Origin of the sequence: Sodalis ligni, from assembly GCF_016865525.2 — a bacterium.
Taxonomy (GTDB): Bacteria; Pseudomonadota; Gammaproteobacteria; order Enterobacterales; family Enterobacteriaceae; genus Acerihabitans; species Acerihabitans ligni.
Genome location: NZ_CP075169.1, coordinates 1,587,971 through 1,603,486, shown reverse-complemented (window position 1 = coordinate 1,603,486; position 15,516 = coordinate 1,587,971). Strand labels below are relative to the sequence as shown.

Annotated in this window: 10 protein-coding genes, 2 tRNA genes and 1 pseudogene; 11 read left to right on the top strand and 2 right to left on the bottom strand. The window is 54.2% G+C overall.

Annotated features, from left to right (window positions below):
* Positions 1–17 precede the first annotated feature (17 nt).
* The 5 genes and pseudogenes from alsB (at position 18) to alsK (ending at position 5,104) form a co-directional block, all read left to right on the top strand.
* The gene (gene alsB / locus GTU79_RS07530; RefSeq protein ID WP_132922812.1) at positions 18–956 is read left to right on the top strand and encodes a D-allose transporter substrate-binding protein; all 939 of its coding nucleotides are present in this window, start codon (positions 18–20) and stop codon (positions 954–956) included.
* Between the two features lie 52 nt (positions 957–1,008).
* Positions 1,009–2,539: pseudogene (gene alsA / locus GTU79_RS07525) on the top strand (D-allose ABC transporter ATP-binding protein AlsA).
* Positions 2,540–2,550: 11 nt separating this feature from the next.
* Positions 2,551–3,498: a D-allose ABC transporter permease gene (alsC, locus tag GTU79_RS07520; protein WP_420854158.1), complete on the top strand. Its 948-nt coding sequence runs from the start codon at positions 2,551–2,553 to the stop codon at positions 3,496–3,498.
* Positions 3,499–3,507: 9 nt separating this feature from the next.
* A complete protein-coding gene (gene alsE, locus GTU79_RS07515; RefSeq protein WP_132922815.1) occupies positions 3,508–4,194 on the top strand; it encodes a D-allulose 6-phosphate 3-epimerase in 687 nt (228 codons plus the stop codon).
* The gene (gene alsK, locus GTU79_RS07510) at positions 4,187–5,104 is read left to right on the top strand and encodes an allose kinase (RefSeq protein WP_203522315.1); all 918 of its coding nucleotides are present in this window, start codon (positions 4,187–4,189) and stop codon (positions 5,102–5,104) included. The genes alsE and alsK overlap by 8 nt, the downstream gene beginning before the upstream one ends.
* On the opposite strand, the gene glnS is transcribed toward alsK, so the two are convergent.
* Together glnS and nagE are read right to left on the bottom strand one after the other, a co-directional pair.
* Complete coding sequence (gene glnS, locus GTU79_RS07505) at positions 5,088–6,755, bottom strand: glutamine--tRNA ligase (RefSeq protein ID WP_203522316.1); 1,668 nt, start codon at positions 6,753–6,755, stop codon at positions 5,088–5,090. The two genes, alsK and glnS, sit on opposite strands and share 17 nt — an antisense overlap.
* Before the next feature lie 430 nt (positions 6,756–7,185).
* A complete protein-coding gene (gene nagE / locus GTU79_RS07500) occupies positions 7,186–9,234 on the bottom strand; it encodes an N-acetylglucosamine-specific PTS transporter subunit IIBC (protein WP_203522317.1) in 2,049 nt (682 codons plus the stop codon).
* Between the two features lie 340 nt (positions 9,235–9,574).
* Between nagE and nagB the strand changes: the two genes are divergently transcribed.
* The 6 genes from nagB to GTU79_RS07470 all read left to right on the top strand — a co-directional run bounded on the left by nagB (position 9,575) and on the right by GTU79_RS07470 (position 15,496).
* Positions 9,575–10,375, top strand: a complete 801-nt coding sequence (gene nagB / locus GTU79_RS07495) for a glucosamine-6-phosphate deaminase (protein ID WP_132927840.1) — start codon at positions 9,575–9,577, stop codon at positions 10,373–10,375.
* 20 nt (positions 10,376–10,395) lie between these two features.
* Positions 10,396–11,541, top strand: a complete 1,146-nt coding sequence (nagA, locus tag GTU79_RS07490; protein ID WP_203522318.1) for an N-acetylglucosamine-6-phosphate deacetylase — start codon at positions 10,396–10,398, stop codon at positions 11,539–11,541.
* A gap of 21 nt (positions 11,542–11,562) precedes the next feature.
* Complete coding sequence (nagC, locus tag GTU79_RS07485; RefSeq protein WP_132922819.1) at positions 11,563–12,786, top strand: DNA-binding transcriptional regulator NagC; 1,224 nt, start codon at positions 11,563–11,565, stop codon at positions 12,784–12,786.
* Positions 12,787–13,013: 227 nt separating this feature from the next.
* Positions 13,014–14,675, top strand: a complete 1,662-nt coding sequence (gene asnB / locus GTU79_RS07480) for an asparagine synthase B (RefSeq protein ID WP_203522319.1) — start codon at positions 13,014–13,016, stop codon at positions 14,673–14,675.
* 653 nt (positions 14,676–15,328) lie between these two features.
* Positions 15,329–15,405 (top strand) — tRNA-Met (locus tag GTU79_RS07475).
* A gap of 6 nt (positions 15,406–15,411) precedes the next feature.
* Positions 15,412–15,496: transfer RNA gene (locus tag GTU79_RS07470), tRNA-Leu, on the top strand.
* Positions 15,497–15,516 lie beyond the last annotated feature (20 nt).

Here is a 15,516-nt window from a genome sequence, read left to right as displayed (position 1 = left end):
TCTCTTGGAGATAAAAAATGAATAAATTCATTAAATTTGTCGGCAGTGCGGCCTGCGGGTTGATGTTGTCCACCGTGGCGGCCCGGGCGGCAGCCGATTACGCCGTCGTATTGAAAACCCTGTCCAATCCTTATTGGGTGGAAATGAAACAAGGCGTTGAGCAAAAGGCAAAGGAGCTGGGTGTAACCGTCGATATTTTCGCATCACCCTCCGAGGGGGATTTTCAATCGCAATTACAGTTGTTCGAGGATTTGACCAATAAAAATTATAAAGGCATCGCCTTTGCGCCTTTATCTTCGGTAAACCTGGTTATCCCGGTGGCCAAGGCTTATCAGCAAGGCATTCACCTGGTGAATCTCGATGAAAAAATCGATATGGACAGCCTCACCAAAGCCAAAGGCAACGTGGAAGCCTTCATTACCACTGATAACGTTACCGTCGGCGCCAGCGCGGCCAAATACATTATTGGCAAACTGGGTAAAGACGGCGGCGACGTGGCCATTATTGAAGGCAAGGCCGGCAATGCTTCCGGTGAATCGCGCCGTGTCGGCGCCACCCAAGCGTTCAAAGCCGACAGCAATATCAAACTGGTCGCCAGCCAGCCGGCGGATTGGGATCGCATCAAGGCGCTGGATGTCGCCACCAATGTCCTGCAGCGTAATCCCAAGCTCAAGGCGTTTTACTGCGCTAACGATACCATGGCAATGGGGGTAGCCCAGGCGGTGGCCAATGCCGGACAAACCGGACATATCCTGGTGGTGGGCACCGACGGGGTGCCGGAAGCCCGTAAGATGGTTTCCGAGGGAATGATGACCGCCACCGTGGCGCAAAACCCGGCGGAAATCGGCGCCAACGGCCTAGCTATTTTGGTGGACTCGGTTAAATCCGGAAAGCTGATAGCATTGAATGCCCAGCCTAAAATTGTCACCGTGGATTCAATATTAGTGACGAAATAATCCCGACAAATAGCGATTAAATCTGCATAACATGCATACGCCGGAGAATGATATGACCGCGCCATATATTAAAATGGAAGGGATCGCTAAAAGTTTCGGACCCGTGCAGGCATTAAAATCCGTTGATTTTGAAATCTTCACCCATGAAATACATGCGTTATTGGGAGAAAATGGCGCCGGCAAATCAACCCTGATGAAAATTCTCTCCGGCATTTATGAACCGACGGCGGGTAAAATCACCATTGATAATATTGAATACAATAGACTGGATCATAAAATAGCCGCAAAGCTGGGTATTGGTATTATATATCAGGAGCTGAGCGTTATTGATGAACTTACCGTGTTGGAAAATCTGTTTATCGGCCGATTGCCGGTTAAAAGGACCTTGGGATTTAATCGGGTAGACTGGCAGGAGATGCGGACCAAAGCGGCCATCATGTTATTGCGGGTAGGATTAAAGTCAGGCTGGATGAAAAGGTGCGTAACCTTTCCATCAGCCAAAAGCAGATGCTGGAAATCGCTAAAACCTTAATGCTGGATGCGCGGGTTATTATTATGGATGAACCCACCTCTTCATTAACCTATAACGAGGTGGATTATCTTTCCTGATAATGAATCAGCTGCGGCAAGATGGCACTGCCATCGTCTATATCTCCCATAAGCTGAACGAAATCCGGCGGATCTGTAACCGGTTCACGGTCATGAAAGACGGCAACAGCGTGGCCTCCGGACGGGTCACCGACGTTACCAATGACGATATCGTTCGGATGATGGTGGGGCGGGAACTGCAAAATCGGTTCCGCGCCATGAAGGAGAGCGTCGGCGTGGAGGATGCCGACACCATTTTTGAAGTCTGCGATATCACCAGCAAAGACAAACGCCGGGTGAAACATATCTCCTTTACGGTGAAAAGAGGCGAAATCATGGGGTTTGCCGGCCTGGTGGGCTCAGGCCGCACGGAATTCATGAACTGTATTTTCGGGGTTGAGCCCACCAGTACCGGCCGGGTTAAGCTGCATAACGTGGATATCACGCCCTCGTCGCCTCTGGACGCCTTGAAAAAAGGCATGGGGTATATCACGGAAAGCCGGCGCGAAAACGGATTTTTTGAGAATTTTTCCATCGCCCAGAATATAGCCATCAGTAAAAGCCTGAAAGATGGTGGTTTCAAGGGCGCCATGGGTTTATTCAACCAAGAGCGCGAGCGCGAATTAGCTGAGCAGCAAAAAGAATTATTGTCTTTGAAATGCAGTTCGGTGGATCAAAATATCACTGAACTTTCCGGCGGTAATCAGCAGAAAGTATTGATATCAAAATGGCTATGCTGTGAACCGGAAGTTATTATTTTTGATGAACCCACCCGTGGTATAGATGTCGGCGCCAAAGCGGAAATTTATAAAGTGATGCGTAACCTGGCTGCTACCGGCAAGACTATTTTAATGGTCTCTTCTGAATTACAGGAAATATTATCTGTCTGCGATCGCATCGCCATATTCTGCGAAGGGCAACTGGCCAATATTCTTGATAATAACGAATCTATCAGCGAAGAGGATATCATGAAATGGGCGCTACCACAAAATTAGGGGAAATAAAAATGGATAAGTCCAAGTTCAACTTCCAGAAATTTTGGGATCAATACGGCACCTTTTTTATCCTGGCCATTATCGTTGCGATCTTTGGTTCTTTATCCAGTGAGTATTTTTTAAAAGCCAATAATATCACTCAGATTCTGGTGCAAAGGTCGGTTACCGTGCTTATCGGCATGGGGGAATTTTTTGCCATACTGGTGGCGGGTATCGACCTGTCGGTTGGGGCAGTATTGGCGTTGTCCGGCATGGTAACGGCAAAATTGATGCTGGCGGGTCTTGACCCTCTATCGGCGGCGCTGATCGGCGGAGTGTTGGTGGGCGGACTGCTCGGGGCTATTAATGGCTGTCTGGTGAATTGGACCGGCCTGCATCCGTTTATCATTACCCTTGGTACCAACGCGATTTTCCGCGGCGTCACGCTGGTTATTTCCGATGCCAATTCGGTTTATGGCTTTTCATTCGGTTTCGTTAATTTTTTCGCCGCCAGTCCATTAGGGATCCCGGTCCCGGTGATCTTTGCCTTGTTGATTGCCGTCATCCTGTGGTTCATCACCTCCCATACCCGTCTTGGCCGCAACATTTACGCCCTGGGGGGGAATAAGAATTCCGCCTTCTTTTCCGGCATCGATGTCAAATTCCACATTCTTATCGTATTTATCATTTCCGGCATCTGCGCCGGGCTGGCCGGCGTGGTGTCGACCGCGCGCCTGGGGGCGGCGGAACCTCTGGCCGGTATCGGTTTTGAGACCTATGCCATCGCCAGCGCCATCATCGGCGGAACCAGTTTTTTTGGCGGCAAAGGGCGGATTTTCTCCGTGGTTATCGGCGGTTTGATTATAGGTACCATCAATAACGGACTGAATATTCTGCAAGTACAAACGTATTACCAATTAGTGGTCATGGGGGGATTAATTATCGCCGCCGTGGCATTAGATCGGCTGATCAGTAAATAGGGGCCCGATATGAAAATTTCGCCTTCTCTGATGTGTATGGATTTAAGCAATTTTAAAGAACAGATCGAATTTATCGATGGTCACGCCGATTATCTGCATATCGATATCATGGACGGGCATTTTGTGCCCAACCTGACGCTGTCGCCGTTTTTTGTCGAGCAGGTAAAACGTCTGGCCACCAAGCCCATGGACTGCCATTTGATGGTCACCAATCCCGAGGATTATATCGAAACACTGGCCGCCGCCGGCGCCGGTATGATTACCCTGCATCCCGAAACGCTTTCCGGCCAGGCGTTCCGGGTGGTGGATAAAATCACTTCCCTGGGGCTAAAGGTGGGTTTTATCCTGAGTCCGGAAAGCACGGTGGAGGTCATGAAATATTATATCCATCTCGCGGATAAAATTACCGTGCTGACCGTCGATCCCGGTTTTGCCGGCCAGCCTTTTATCAGTGAAATGCTGGATAAAATCAGGGAGCTGAAACGCTATCGCGAACAGCATCGGCTGCGCTATGAAATCGAAATTGACGGTTCGTGCAATGAGCGGACGTTTAAATCCTTGATTGAGGCGGGCGCGGATGTGTTTATCGTCGGCTCCTCCGGTTTATTCAACAATGCCGCCGATATCCGCCAGGCCTGGCAAATCATGCAGGCGAATATCCAGCATGCCCAGAACGAGGCTGACGGCCATGCGTAAACGCCAAAAAGTCGTGGTAGGGGTGGATATGGGCGCCACCCATATCAGGATCTGTTTATTAACCGCTCACGGCCAGGTAGTGATAACCGATAAGGAAAGAACCCAACCGGTGATAGCCGGCGGCCTGGCCAAGGGGCTGGTAGCCTTTATCAAGGGGCATCTGTCAGGCCGCGAGGCGGATGTCGCCGCCTTGATGATAGGTCTTCCCGCCTCCATCGGCCGGGATAAAAGGACCATTATTTCCGTGCCCAACCTGCCTTGCGATGCCGGGGAATTCACCGATCTGGCCACCTGCCTGGAAGAGAATTTTTTATGCCCGGTGACCTTTGAACGTGATGTGAATATGCAATTGTATTATGACGTCACCGAGGGGCAGATAGCGGATAAGCTGGTTCTGGGCTTCTATCTGGGGACCGGCTTCGGTTTCGGGGTCTGGCTGAACGGTGCCCCTTATGTCGGCGCGCACGGGGTCGCCGGCGAACTCGGCCACATCCCCCTGGGGGATCCCGCCGCCCGCTGCGGCTGCGGCAATCCGGGCTGTCTGGAAACCCTGTGCTCCGGCGTGGCCCTGGCCCGCTGGTACGCCGGAGCGCCCCGGGACTACCCGCTGACTGAGATTTTCACCTATGCCCGAAATGAAAAGAGCCTGGCGGAGTTTATGGATTTGGCGGCAAAAGCCATTGCAACCGGGATCAACCTGTTCGATCCCGATTACGTTTTGCTGGGGGGCGGCGTGATGGATATGGCGGATTTCCCCTATGACCGGCTCGTGGAGCGTACCGGCCTGTTTACCCGCAAACCCCTACCTTATACGGCGCTGACCTTTGCCAAGGCCTCTTCGTCCTCTTTCAACGGCGCCATAGGCGCCGCCCGCATGGGACTGAACATGCCGGTCAAAGGGCGATTTTAGTCCAGGTATCCCGCAGCCCCACGGTGCGGTTGAACACCGGATGCTGCTGGCTAAAGTAGCGGCTGTCGGCGCAAAAATACCCTTCCCGTTCGAACTGATAGGGCTGTTCCGGCTTGGCGTTCAGGACGCCGCACTCGGCGAAACCCTGCTTGATTACCAGGGATTGCGGATTGATGGTGGCGAGAAAGTCATCCGCCGCCGCCGGATTGGCGTCGCTGAACAAACGGTCGTATAACCGGAACTCCGCCGCGATATTGCGCGTGGCGGAAACCCAGTGGATCACGCCTTTTACCTTGCGCCCGTCCGCCGGATCCTTGCTCAGGGTCTCGGGATCGTAAGAACAATAGATAGCGGTGATCTCACCCTGCAGGTCTTTATCGATGCGCTCAGCCTTGATGACATAGGCGTTGCGCAAACGGACCTCTTTACCCAGCACCAGGCGCTTGTACTGTTTATTGGCCTCTTCGCGAAAATCCGCGCGATCGATATAGATCTCGCGGCTGAAGGCTACCTGACGGCTTCCCATCGCCGGATTGTTGGGATGATTGGGCATGGTGACGTCTTCTTCGTAACCCGCCGGCAGATTCTCGATAATGACTTTCACCGGATCGATAACCGCCATCGCGCGAGGCGCGGATTCGTTCAAATCCTCGCGGATACAGGCTTCCAGCGCGGCCATTTCCACGTTGTTTTCCTGCTTGGTCACCCCGATGCGGCGGCAAAACTCACGAATAGACGAGGCGGTATAACCGCGGCGGCGCAAGCCGGAGATGGTGGGCATGCGCGGGTCGTCCCAGCCCTCGACAATCTTATCCGCCACCAGCTGGTTAAGCTTACGCTTGGACATAATGGCGTATTCGAGGTTGAGCCGCGAAAATTCATACTGCCGCGGATGGCAGGGAATGGTGATATTGTCCAGCACCCAGTCATACAGGCGGCGGTTATCCTGGAACTCGAGGGTGCATAATGAATGGGTGATGCCTTCCAGGGCGTCGGAGATGCAGTGAGTAAAGTCATACATCGGATAGATGCACCACTTGGACCCGGTCTGATGATGCTCGGCGAACTTGATACGGTAAAGCACCGGGTCGCGCATCACCATAAAAGGCGAGGCCATGTCGATTTTGGCCCGCAGGCAGGCGGAACCTTCCGGGAATCCGCCGCTGCGCATAATGGCGAACAGCGCCAGGTTCTGCTCCACCGGACGCTCGCGGAACGGGCTGTTTTTGCCGGGAGTGGTCAAATTGCCGCGGTATTCGCGGATGGCGTCGGGAGAGAGCTCGTCCACGTAGGCCAGCCCTTTGTTGATCAATTCGATGGCATAGGCGTGCAGTTGATCAAAGTAATCCGAGGAATAATGGATTTCACCGCTCCACTCAAATCCCAGCCATTTCACGTCCTGCTTGATGGAATCGACATATTCGATATCTTCTTTCGCCGGATTGGTATCGTCGAACCGCAGGTTGCATTTTCCCTGATAATCCTTGGCGATGCCGAAATTCAGGCAAATGGATTTGGCATGGCCGATATGCAGATAGCCGTTAGGCTCCGGCGGGAAACGGGTATGCACGGAGGTGTGCTTCCCGGTGGCCAGATCTTCATCAATAATTTGACGAATAAAATTAGTCGGGCGGGCTTCAGCCTCACTCATCTTGATGTTCCTCTAAACGAAAGCACGACATTCATTCCTCTAATACCCATAAGGCTATATGTTCCAACATGCCAGGTTCCGACACAACCGTTAGTTGCGAAAAATCTCAAGCCGGACTTGGCCGGATGCCCGCTCGGCGTTCAATGACGGAGCGTTGCCGGTTAGCACTATTCTACCATAAGCAGGGAATGGACGGGGGATAAGGGCAAACGGGCTTGGCTGGAAAAATGGAGGGACGGTTTACCGTTCCGTAGCTTATTGACAACGTGCCCGGTCGGGACAGAATACTAGATCGTAAACCCGCCGTGAATACGTCCTTGTAGGCTCGATCCGCGCCATCCCTGGCGCGGACGGTTTACTTTTCTATCATCCCGTCCCGACTAATTGACTCCCAGTACGTTTATCGACAACCATCGGAACGGTTCAGGACTTATTTCGCGGTGATATCGAGCAATTTACTTTCGCCGGCAATCACCAGGCCGGTAGCGGTAGCGGAAATCGCACCGAACTGGTCCATATTGGTGATAACCACCGGACTTATCATGGAACGGGCGTTGGCATTCAGATATTCCAGATCGAGCTCAAGAATCGGCTGTCCCTGGGTGACCTTGCTGCCTTCGTCCACCAGACAGGTGAAACCCTGCCCCTGCAAATTGACGGTATCGATACCGATATGCACCACCACTTCGGCGCCGGTGTCGGTTTCCAGGCAAAATGCATGGTGGGTACCGAACATCTTCACCAGCGTCCCGTTGGCGGGCGACAAGACCAGCTTACCGGTGGGACGAACGGCTACCCCCTCCCCCACGGCTTTGCTGGCAAAACCTTCATCAGGCACCTGCTCCAGCGGCACGATTTCACCGGTCAGCGGTGAAATCAGGCTGACCACAACCGGACGCGCGTCCTGGGGTGCATGAATCGGCGTAACCGGCGCCGCCGCGGGCGCTTGGGAAACCGACCTGGCCGCCGCCACCGGGCCGGTGGTGAGCACTTTGCGCATGGCATCGGCAATGATTTCGGCACGGGTGCCGACGATAATCTGCACGCTCTCTTTATTTAAACGAATCACCCCCTGAGCCCCCAGGTTTTTCGCCAGGGATTCATTTACTATCGCCGAGTCTTTGACGCTCAGGCGCAGACGGGTGATGCAGGCATCGATACCGGTCAGGTTATCCGATCCGCCTACCGAGCTGATAAAACGGCGCGCCAGCACTTCGGTTTCGCCGGCCTTGCCGCCTGCTACCGGGTTAGCGTCCACATCGACATCGTAACCGTCTGCTTCATCGCCGGCCATGGCCAGTTCACGTCCCGGGGTCAGCAGATTGAAGCGGTTGATGGTGTAACGGAATACCACATAATAGATGACGAAAAACACAATCCCTTGCGGAATCAGCATATACCAGTGCACGGCCAGCGGGTTGCGGGACGACAGCACCATATCCACCAGGCCGGCGCTGAAGCCGAAACCGGCCATCCAGTGCATGCTGGCGGCGATAAATACCGACAAACCGGTTAATAGCGCGTGCAGGAAATACAGCACCGGCGCCACGAACATGAAGGAGAATTCCAGCGGTTCGGTGATACCGGTAAAAAACGCGGCGAAGGCGCCGGCCAGCATGATACCGGCCACTTTGCTTCTGTTTTCCGGACGGGCGCAATGATAGATGGCCAGAGCGGCGCCGGGCAAACCGAACATCATGATCGGGAAGAAGCCGGCCTGATAGCGGCCGGTGATGCCGGGGATACCGGTACCGTTGGCGATGGATTGCGCGCCGCCGAGGAATTTGGGAATGTCGTTGATGCCGGCCACGTCGAACCAGAATACCGAGTTCAGCGCATGGTGCAGGCCGACCGGAATCAGCAGGCGGTTAAAGAAGGCGTAGATGCCCGCGCCGAGCGCGCCCATATGCTGGATGTACACCCCGAAACCCACCAGGGCATTAAAAATCACCGGCCAGACATACATCAGGATGAACGATACGACGATCATCACAAAGGAAACCAGTATAGGCACCAGGCGCCGTCCGCTGAAGAATGACAGGGCCTTGGGCAGCTCGACTTGGCTGAAGCGGTTATACAGCTCGGCGGAAATGATGCCCACCAAGATGCCGACGAACTGGTTATTGATCTTGCCGAAGGCCGCGGGAACGCTGGCCACCGGAATTTTCTGAATCATCGCCACTGCCGCCGGCGCGCACAGGGTGGTGACCACCATGAAACCCACCAGGCCGGACAACGCCGCCGCGCCATCCTTGTCCTTGGACATGCCGTACGCCACGCCCACGGCGAACAGCAAAGACATATTATTGATGATTGCCGAACCGGCTGTGATGAAAAAAGCGGCCAGCGAACTGTCGCTTCCCCAGCCCACCGGGTCAATCCAGTAGCCGACACCCATCAGGATGGCGGCGGCGGGCAATGTCGCCACCGGCACCATCAGCGCACGGCCGATCTTCTGTAGATAACTGAGTATATTCACCTTGATTCCCCTTTAGACCCTATTGTACAACCCAAATTTTGGGCTGTTACCCCTGCCTGCTTCCAATTTCGCGTTAAATGACCCCATCACCAGCAGTGTAGGAAGTTTAATTTTCAACGCAAATTAAATACCAGCAATATGTGATTATTGTCACCTTGTTGCTGTCGAATTTGTGACTTATTCTGATAAATATGTCAAACTTATTTTGCTAAGCGAAAAATCCGCATAAAACTGTACCGGCGGCGTGAAGAGTAGTCCCTAATTGTTTCAGGGGGAAGGCGTCAACGCTATACTCTTCATGCCAGGCCGGAGATATGCCCTAATCTGCAAGAGGTCAATGATGAGACTCATTCCGTTACAAACCGCCGCTGAAGTCGGCAAATGGGCCGCCGCCTATATCGTCAGCCGCATCAATGCGTTTAAACCCACCGCGGAACGACCCTTTATCCTGGGACTGCCCACCGGCAGCACCCCCCTTGAAGCGTACAAATATCTTATTGAAATGCATAAAGCGGGCCAGGTCAGCTTTAAAAATGTGGTCACTTTCAATATGGATGAATACGTCGGCCTGCCCGCGTCGCATCCTGAGAGCTATCATACTTTCATGCATAAGAATTTCTTCGATCATATCGATATCCCGCGCGAAAATATCAACCTTCTTAACGGCAATGCGCCTGACATCGACGAAGAGTGCCGACGCTACGAAGAGAAAATCAAATCCTACGGCAAGATCCATCTGTTTATGGGCGGCGTCGGCAACGATGGTCATATCGCCTTTAATGAACCGGCCTCGTCGCTGGCGTCCCGCACCCGCATCAAAACCCTGACACAGGAAACCCGCCGGGTAAATTCCCGCTTCTTCGATGATGATGTGGAAAAGGTTCCCCGTTTCGCCCTGACCGTGGGCGTCGGCACCCTGCTGGACGCGGAAGAAGTGATGATTCTGGTGATTGGCCACCAAAAAGCCCTGGCTTTGCAAGCCGCGGTGGAAGGTAATGTCAATCATATGTGGACTATCAGTTGCCTACAACTTCATGCTAAAGCGGTGATGGTTTGCGATGAACCTTCTACTTTGGAACTTAAGGTCAAAACAGTGAAATATTTCCGTGAACTGGAAGCGGATAGTCTTAAAGCTGTTTGACTGTCAACCGGGAGCGAACGATGTACGCATTAATCAATGGCCGTATTTTTACCGGCTATCAAGTACTTGACGACTATGCGCTAATCATAGACGACGCCTTGATCAGCGCAGTTTGTCCGACGGCCTCGTTGCCGGCCGATATAGAACGCCGTGATTTGTCCGGAGCCATCCTGGCGCCGGGTTTTATCGATCTGCAGCTTAATGGCTGCGGCGGAGTGCAATTCAACGACTCCCTCGACGCTTTATCGGTTGGTACGCTGGAAATTATGCAGCGTGCCAATGAGAAATCGGGCTGTACCAGCTTCCTGCCGACGCTTATCACCAGCACTGATGAATTCATGCATCGCGCCATTGACGTGATGCGCGCTTTTTTAGCCCAACATAAAAACCAGGCGCTGGGTCTGCACCTGGAAGGGCCTTATTTGAATCCCATCAAAAAAGGCACACACGATCCGGCGCTGATGCGGACCCCCGACGCGGCGATGATTGACTATCTGTGCGCCAATGCCGACGTTATCGCCCAGATCACCCTGGCGCCGGAACAGGTGGATGCCGGCGTTATCCGCCGCCTGCGGCAGGCGGGCATCGTGGTCTCCGCCGGACATTCAAACGCCACCTATGAACAGGCGAAAGCGGGTTTTGCCGCCGGCGTCGGCTCCGCCACCCACCTGTTTAATGCCATGCCCCAACTGGTGGGCCGTGAACCGGGCCTTATCGGGGCCATCTTCGATGCGCCGGAAATTTACTGCGGCATCATCGTCGACGGTCTGCACGTCAATTACGCCAACGTGCGCAACGCTAAACGCATCAAGGGTGAAAAGCTGGTGCTGATTACCGATGCCACCGCGCCGGCCGGAGCCGACGGCAAGATTGACCGGTTTATTTTCGCCGGTAAAACAATCTACTACCGCGACGGCCTGTGCCTGGATGAAAACGGCACACTGAGCGGTTCGGCTCTCACGATGATTGACGCGGTACGCAATAGCGTCGAGTATGTCGGTATTCCGTTGGATGAAGCGTTGCGTATGGCAACCTTATACCCCGCGCAGGCTCTGGGTATAAGCGATCGTCTGGGTACGCTGCAGGTGGGTAAAGCGGCTAACCTTACCGCCTTTACCCGCGATTACCGGATAATCAAAACCATCGTGAATGGCGATGAAGTTTAACGATGAGCGAGTAGAGCACTGATGACCCCAGGCGGACAGGCCCCGATAGGTAATGTTGATCTTGTAAAACAACTTAATGGCGCGGCGGTCTACCGCCTGATAGACCAATCAGGTCCGATATCGCGCATTCAGATAGCGGAACAGAGTCAGCTGGCGCCGGCCAGCATCACCAAGATTACCCGCCAGCTGCTGGAACGCGGCCTGATCCGCGAAGTGGATCAACAGGCCTCCACCGGCGGCCGCCGGGCAATCTCCATCGTTGCCGAAACCCGCGCCTTTCAGGCCATCGGCATTCGCCTGGGCCGTCACGACACGACCATCACCCTGTATGATCTCACCGGCAAATCCCTGTGCGAAGAGTATGTGCCGCTGCCTGAGCGGACCCAGCAGGCGCTGGAAGAGGCGCTGTTTACCGCCATCGGCCGTTTTCTGGAACAAAGCCAGCGCAAGATCCGTGAGCTCATTGCCATTTCGGTGATTCTGCCGGGCCTGGTGGATCCCTATTCCGGCGTGGTGCGCTATATGCCGCATATCACCGTCAATCAGTGGCCTCTGGTGGAAAATTTACAAAAGCGGTTCCATTTAACCGCTTTTGTCGGCCACGACATCCGCAGTTTGGCGCTGGCGGAGCACTATTTTGGTGCATCCCGTGACTGCGATGACTCCATTTTGGTTCGTTTGCACCGCGGCACCGGTGCGGGCATCCTGGTGAATGGCCAGATTTTTCTCGGCAGTAACGGCAACGTGGGGGAAATCGGTCATATCCAGGTAGACCCGCTTGGAGAGCGGTGCCACTGCGGCAACTTTGGCTGTCTGGAAACCATTGCCGCCAACGGCGCCATCGAACAACGGGTACGGCATTTGCTCAACCAGGGCTACCCGAGCAAGCTCACTCTAGACAATTGCCAGATTGACGCCATTTGCAAAGCCGCCAACCGTGGCGACCCTTTGGCATGCGAGGTCATCGAGCAGGTGGGACATCATCTTGGCAAGGTGATCGCCATCGCCATCAACCTGTTCAATCCGCAAAAAGTGGTGCTGGCCGGTGAAATTACCGAAGCGCATAAAGTCCTGCTGCCTGCGGTGCAGCGCTGCATTGATAACCAGACTCTCAGCGGTTTCCGGCAAAATCTGCCGGTGGTGATTTCCGCGCTGAACCACGGCTCGGCCATCGGCGCCTTTGCCCTGGTGAAACGGGCCATGCTCAACGGCGTACTGCTGCAACGCTTGCTGGAAGGCAACTAAATGTCGGAAAAGACGAATGAGCCGTTTTATTCATTAACGATTGGTTAAATCCCGGGGCCGCCGGGCCCTTTTTAATAGTGAATCCTCATTATTTAGCCATTAAAATTATTTAATCTTCAACAGCAAGGCTTTTTTCATTGCCAGATCTTGAATAGTTGGGGCATTTTGATGCTAAATCGATGTTATCGAGACGGCTTACACGACTCTAAAAGAAGCAAGGAAAAATTATGTGTTCAATCTTTGGTGCCCTGGATCTGAAATCCGATCCCACGGAACTGCGCAAAACAGCGCTGGAAATGTCGCGCCTGATGCGCCATCGCGGCCCGGACTGGTCCGGCGTCTTCGCCAGCGACAAAGCGATTCTCGCCCATGAACGTCTCTCCATCGTTGACGTCAATACCGGCGCACAACCGCTGTACAATGCCGCCCACACCCATGTGCTGGCGGTAAACGGCGAGATCTACAATCACCAGGCCCTCCGTCAGGAACTGGGGGACCGCTACGCATTCCAGACCGGCTCAGATTGCGAAGTGATACTGGCGCTGTATCAGGAAAAGGGACCGGCATTTCTTGATGATTTGCGCGGTATGTTCGCCTTTGTCCTTTATGATACCGAAAAAGACGCTTACCTCATCGGCCGCGACCATATGGGCATAATCCCCCTTTATATGGGCTTCGATGAAAACGGCACCCTGTTCGTGGCCTCGGAAATGAAGGCGCTGGTGCCTATCTGCCGCAGCATCAAAGAGTTCCCCCCGGGAAGTTACCTGTGGAGCCAGGATGGCGAAATTCGCGAATACTACAGCCGCGATTGGTTCTCCTATGACAGCGTCAAAGACAACGTCACTGATAAAGCCGCCCTGCGCGACGCCCTTGAGGAATCGGTCAAAAGCCATCTGATGTCCGATGTGCCTTACGGTGTGCTGCTGTCCGGCGGCCTGGATTCCTCCATTATTTCCGCCATTACCAAAAAATATGCCGCCCGCCGCGTGGAAGACCAGGCGCGCACCGAAGCCTGGTGGCCACAGCTGCACTCCTTTGCCGTCGGCCTGGAAGGCTCCCCGGATTTACGCGCCGCCAAAGAGGTGGCCACCCATCTGGGCACCGTGCATCATGAAATCCATTTTACGGTGCAGGAAGGACTGGATGCCATCCGCGATGTGATTTATCACATCGAGACCTATGATGTCACCACGATCCGCGCCTCCACCCCCATGTATCTGATGTCCCGTAAAATCAAGGCCATGGGCATCAAGATGGTATTGTCAGGGGAAGGCGCCGACGAGGTGTTCGGCGGGTATCTCTATTTCCATAAGGCGCCGAACGCCAAAGAGTTCCACGAGGAGCTGGTGCGCAAACTGCAGGCACTGCATATGTACGACTGCGCCCGGGCCAACAAGGCCATGTCCGCGTGGGGCGTGGAAGCCCGCGTTCCCTTCCTGGACAAGAACTTCCTGGATGTGGCCATGCGGATCAATCCGCAGGATAAGATGTGCGGCCACGGCAAAATCGAGAAACACGTGCTGCGCGAATGCTTTGCGTCTTACCTGCCGCAGAGTATTGCCTGGCGCCAGAAGGAGCAATTTTCCGACGGCGTGGGGTATAGCTGGATTGATACCCTCAAGGAAGTGGCCGCCGCGCAAATCACCGATCAGCAATTGGCCAATGCGCATTTCCGTTTTCCCTATAACACTCCTACCTCCAAAGAGGCCTATTTCTACCGCGAAATCTTTGAAGAGCTGTTCCCGTTACCCAGCGCCGCCGAGTGTGTTCCCGGCGGTCCGTCGGTGGCTTGCTCGTCGGCTAAGGCCATCGAATGGGACGAGTCCTTCAAAAACATGGACGATCCCTCGGGACGCGCCGTAGGCGTGCATCAATCGGCTTATTGAAGCATAGGTCAGATAGGTCAGGCCCGCGATCGCCTTTCGTGCAACAAGCGTGTTAAAGGGAAACCGTGCTGAAGGGGTCGAATCGGGCATGGTTTTCCTGCCCGACAGAGCGCCCCTCAGCGCGGTAAGCCCGCGATCGCCTTTCGTGCAACAATCGTGATAAAGGGAAACCGTGCTGGTGGGGTCGAATCGGGCATGGTTTTCCTGCCCGATCGAGCGCCCCTCAGCGCGGTAAGACCGCGATCGCCTTTCGTGCAACAATCGTGATAAAGGGAAACCGTGCTGGTGGGGTCGAATCGGGCATGGTTTTCCTGCCCGATCGAGCGCCCCTCAGCGCGGTAAGACCGCGATCGCCGGGGGTGCGGCAAGCGTGTTAAAGGGAAACCGTGCTGAAGGGGTTAAGCAGGCGTGGCCTTCCCGCCTGCCCAGACTTGTTGCAGCGCCGTTAGTAGCATCTTCGGGCCGGTACGGCCCGGTTTTTTTGCGTCTAAAAGTGCTAAAATCCCCCCTTATGCGGTTTTTATCATCAGGTTGGTCATAAGCCGGACAAACAGCATGCGCAAAGGCCGATTCCCAAAAAAAGGTGTTGACTGAATTTCTGCAACTACGCATAATGCGCCCCGCAACGCCGAATGATGGTCACGCGGAAGGAAGGCTACGTAGCTCAGCTGGTTAGAGCACAGCACTCATAATGCTGGGGTCACAGGTTCGATTCCCGTCGTAGCCACCATACTTTGCGGGAGTGGCGAAATTGGTAGACGCACCAGATTTAGGTTCTGGCGCCGCAAGGTGTGCGAGTTCAAGTCTCGCCTCCCGCACCATATTTCGGTTACGCGCCGGA